General features: G+C 66.2%; 5 protein-coding genes. All 5 read left to right on the forward strand.

From position 1 onward, the window contains the following. On the forward strand, positions 1-193 hold a 193-nt coding region (gene mprA / locus A2J02_RS00120), incomplete at its 5' end, for an MprA protease, GlyGly-CTERM protein-sorting domain-containing form (RefSeq protein ID WP_068045128.1). Between the two features lie 16 nt (positions 194-209). After that, complete coding sequence (locus A2J02_RS00125; protein WP_068045133.1) at positions 210-1,154, forward strand: copper resistance D family protein; 945 nt, start codon at positions 210-212, stop codon at positions 1,152-1,154. 35 nt (positions 1,155-1,189) lie between these two features. Further along, positions 1,190-2,365, forward strand: coding sequence for a DNA cytosine methyltransferase (locus A2J02_RS00130; RefSeq protein ID WP_231893649.1), 1,176 nt, complete (start codon positions 1,190-1,192; stop codon positions 2,363-2,365). Next, positions 2,349-3,206: a GIY-YIG nuclease family protein gene (locus A2J02_RS00135; RefSeq protein ID WP_068045131.1), complete on the forward strand. Its 858-nt coding sequence runs from the start codon at positions 2,349-2,351 to the stop codon at positions 3,204-3,206. Before A2J02_RS00130 ends, A2J02_RS00135 begins: the two co-directional genes overlap by 17 nt. Positions 3,207-3,230: 24 nt before the next feature. Continuing rightward, positions 3,231-3,648: LysR family transcriptional regulator (locus A2J02_RS00140; protein ID WP_156516017.1), on the forward strand; the 418-nt coding region annotated here is incomplete at its 3' end.

The raw sequence follows: 3,648 nt of genomic DNA on the forward strand, positions 1-3,648 counted from the left end.
CACAGCGTCGTTCACGCTGACGCAGGAGGGGTCAGGGACTCCGGGGGCACCCGCCGACGCGTCGGGAAGCGCAGAGGAGTCCGAGGGCTCGTTCCTCGGCGGCTACGGTCGGATCGCGCTGATCGCCGTGGCGGTTCTGGCCTTCGCCGGGGCATTGGGATTCGCGCTCCGTAAGCCCAAGACCCGGAAGTAGCACCGACGTGGCTGCGGTGGGCGAGAGAAGTGTTCGGCTGGTACTCGCCGCCGCAGCTGCGGCGCTGGTGGGGGTCGCGGCAGCGTTCGCGCTGGCGTTCCCCACCTTTCCCGGTGGGTCGTCGTGGCTACGGGTGATCGCGGTGGCGTCGGGCTCGGTGGTGTTGGGGTTCGGGGTTCTCGCAGTCCTGGACGCCAGTTCCGATTCCCGACGCCCCGCCGTGGACCCGCCGGTGATGTGGCGCGCGATCGGCTACCTGTCGGGACTATGGGCGGTGGCCGAGTTCGTTCTGCTGGCCGCCGCGGCAGCCGATTCTGCCGGTCGCACGCCACTGACGTTGTCGCCCAGCGCTTTCGCCACGTTCGCCACCTCGATCTCGTTGGGCCGTCTGGGTTCTGCGACGGTGATCCTGACGCTCACCCTGTGCGCCATCGGGGTGGCCGGGTATCGACTGAGGGCGAGCTGGTCACCGATTCCGGTGGTCGTGCTGGCATCCCTTGCGCTGGTCGCTCGGCCGATCACCGGGCACATGTCTCAGTTCACGTTCGGGTCTTTTGCCGTCGCCGTGCATGTGGTGTGCGCGTCGGTGTGGCTCGGCGTCCTGGGTGCGATGGCGCTGAGCCTACGGAGCAAATCCGCGTGGGCGACGCTGTTGCCGGTCTATTCGCGAGTCGCGTTCTGGTGCGTCGTCGGGGTTGCCACCACCGGAGTGCTCGACGCGGTCCTGAAGCTGGACAGCCTTGCTGCCGTGGTCGAGACCGGTTACGGCCGAATCGTTCTCGCGAAGCTTCTCGTCACGGTGATCCTGATCGCGTCCGCTCACCGAATCCGTGGGACGTGGTTACCCACCGTCGCCGCGCACCGATCCACTGTCGAGCACTCGGTGGGCCGAGCCGCAGCGCACATCTGCCTGCTGGCGGTGGCGTTCGGCTTGGCTGCGGCGCTGGCGACCACTGCATAACCAAGCTTGTCGGCGCTCTGTACTAGCCTGGGTGCATGCCGAAGTTGACTGTGGTGCCGGGTGGTTCTTCGGCACCTGCGCTCGGTCGGATCCATACTGTCGCGGAGTTCTTCGCCGGTATCGGCCTGGTGCGAATGGGCTTGGAGCAGGCCGGTTTCGAGGTGTCGTGGGCCAACGACATCGAGCGCGACAAGCATCACATGTACCGCCAGCACTTCGGTGGCGAGGCCGGCCATTTTCAGCTCGGCGATGTCGCACGCACTCGAGGAGACGATCTGCCCGAGGGGCTGTCGTTGGCGTGGGCGTCGTTTCCGTGCACCGATCTGTCGTTGGCCGGCGGCCGGGCCGGGCTCGCGGGTAAGAACTCGTCGACGTTTCGTCATTTCACGCGGGTACTGAGCGAGCTCGGTGATGCTCGACCCGAGGTGGTGACGCTCGAGAACGTCGTCGGGCTGGCGACCAGTCACGGTGGAGACGATCTGGCCGCAGCGGTCCGGGAGCTCAACCAGCTCGGTTACTCCGTGGATGTCCTCACCATCGATGCTCGACGCTTCGTTCCGCAGTCGCGTCCGCGCCTTTTCCTGGTCGGTGCACAGAATCCCCCGGAGGACGCGCGCGATCCCAACGGTGAGCTTCGGCCGGATTGGCTGCAAGCGGTGTACGGCGATTCGACATTGCTGACCCATCGGGCACCCTTGCCGAGTCCGCCGATTCCGTTGACCAGTGGCCTCGGTGATCTGGTCGAGCGCATGGACTACCGCGACGAGCGGTGGTGGGATGCAGACCGTACCGCAGCATTCGTGCAGTCCTTGTCGCCGATTCAGTTGCAGCGCATCGAGATCCTGAAGAAGGCCCGCAAGGTCAGCTACCGTACCGCCTACCGTCGCACCCGTAACGGCGTCGCCGTCTGGGAAGCTCGCCCCGACGACATCTCCGGTTGCCTCCGTACCGCCCGTGGCGGTTCGTCCAAACAAGCGGTGGTCAAGATGGGCAACGGCCGGTTGCAGGTGCGGTGGATGACGCCACTCGAATACGCCCGCCTGATGGGTGCCGGCGAGTACACACTCGACGGTTTGCGAAACAACCAGGCGCTCTTCGGTTTCGGTGATGCGGTGTGCGTTCCCGTGGTCGCCTGGCTCGCCGAGCACTATCTGATGCCGCTGGTCAGCGGGACCCTGAGTTCGACTGCGGCACATGTCCAGTCACGGTAAGTCCTCGCTGCGGTCGTCCGCCGTCGCTCCGCGCAAGAGCACTCTGCCCGCGGACGACGTGCAGTCCTTTCGCACCGCACTGCGAGAAGTGCTGAGCGAGAAAGACAATCAGGGTCGAGTATGGTCTGCGGCCAAATGGGGCGTGTATGCGTTCTACGATTACGACGGTGAGCCGATCTACGTGGGGCAGACCAAGGAGAAGCTCAGCGTCCGAGTGCAGCGCCATCTGACCAACCAGCGAACCGACGCCGTCGCGATGCGGGTACTCGACGTCTTCGAGGTCGCCGAAATCGAGATCTGGCCTCTGTGGCAGTACGAGGATCTCAAGAAGTCCGACGGCGCAGAGCAATTCCGCGCAGCCGAGCGCGATCTGAATGCGCACGAGTACACGGCGTACCTCGAGGCCATCGACAAGTCTCGACACAAGGCGATCCTCAACGAGAAGATTCCGCCGGTCTCGGAGCCCATCGCACTCCCTGCGTCACTGCGTCGGTCGCTGATCTCCGAGCAGACCCGCCGCGAGCGCGGGCACCCCGACATTCGCATCGCGCGCCGCGCCGAGACCATCTCACGGCTGGCAGCCGTCACTCGCGAACGCGGCGAGGTCTCCGAGGGTCTACGACGCGTCCTCGTGGTCCAGGCCGTGCGCCTGGCCTACCTGTCGGCCGAGCGACTCGCCTTCGTCGAGGGGCATCCCATTCCCGATCCCGCCGCGATCGACGTCACCGCGCTGGTGGGTTCGGTGCTGCACGAGCGCGCCCCGGACTCGGACGACGAGCCCGAAGACATCGAAGGAGCCACAGACCCAGAAGGCGAGTTGGACCTGTTCAGCGAGTTCTGACTCGGGTCGTCGTACGCTCGCCCTGTGCCGCTCCCCCCTCACGTTGCCGATCTCACCAGCATCGACCTGCTGCTGTCGGTCGCCGAGCTCGGCAGCATCGGGCGAGCGGGTCGAGCGCACGGCATGTCGCAGCCGGCGGCCAGCGCGCGCATCCGTGCATTGGAGCGACGGGTCGGCGCTCCATTGTTGAAACGGGGCGCACGCGGAACGGTGCTGACCGAGTTCGGCGAGCTGGTCGCGAGCTGGGCAGCGCCGGTCGTGCGGTCCGCCGAGGATCTGGCGACGGCCATCGCCACGTTGCACGCCGAACGCGTCGGCCATGTGCAGATCGCCGCGAGTCAGACTGTCGCAGAATATCTTCTGCCCCGATGGCTGGTCACGCTGCACACGCTCGTTCCGCACATCGTTCCGAGCCTCACGTCGGGCAATTCCACAGTGGTCG

The sequence above is a fragment of the Rhodococcus sp. EPR-147 genome, assembly GCF_001647185.1.
GTDB lineage: Bacteria > Actinomycetota > Actinomycetes > Mycobacteriales > Mycobacteriaceae > Rhodococcoides.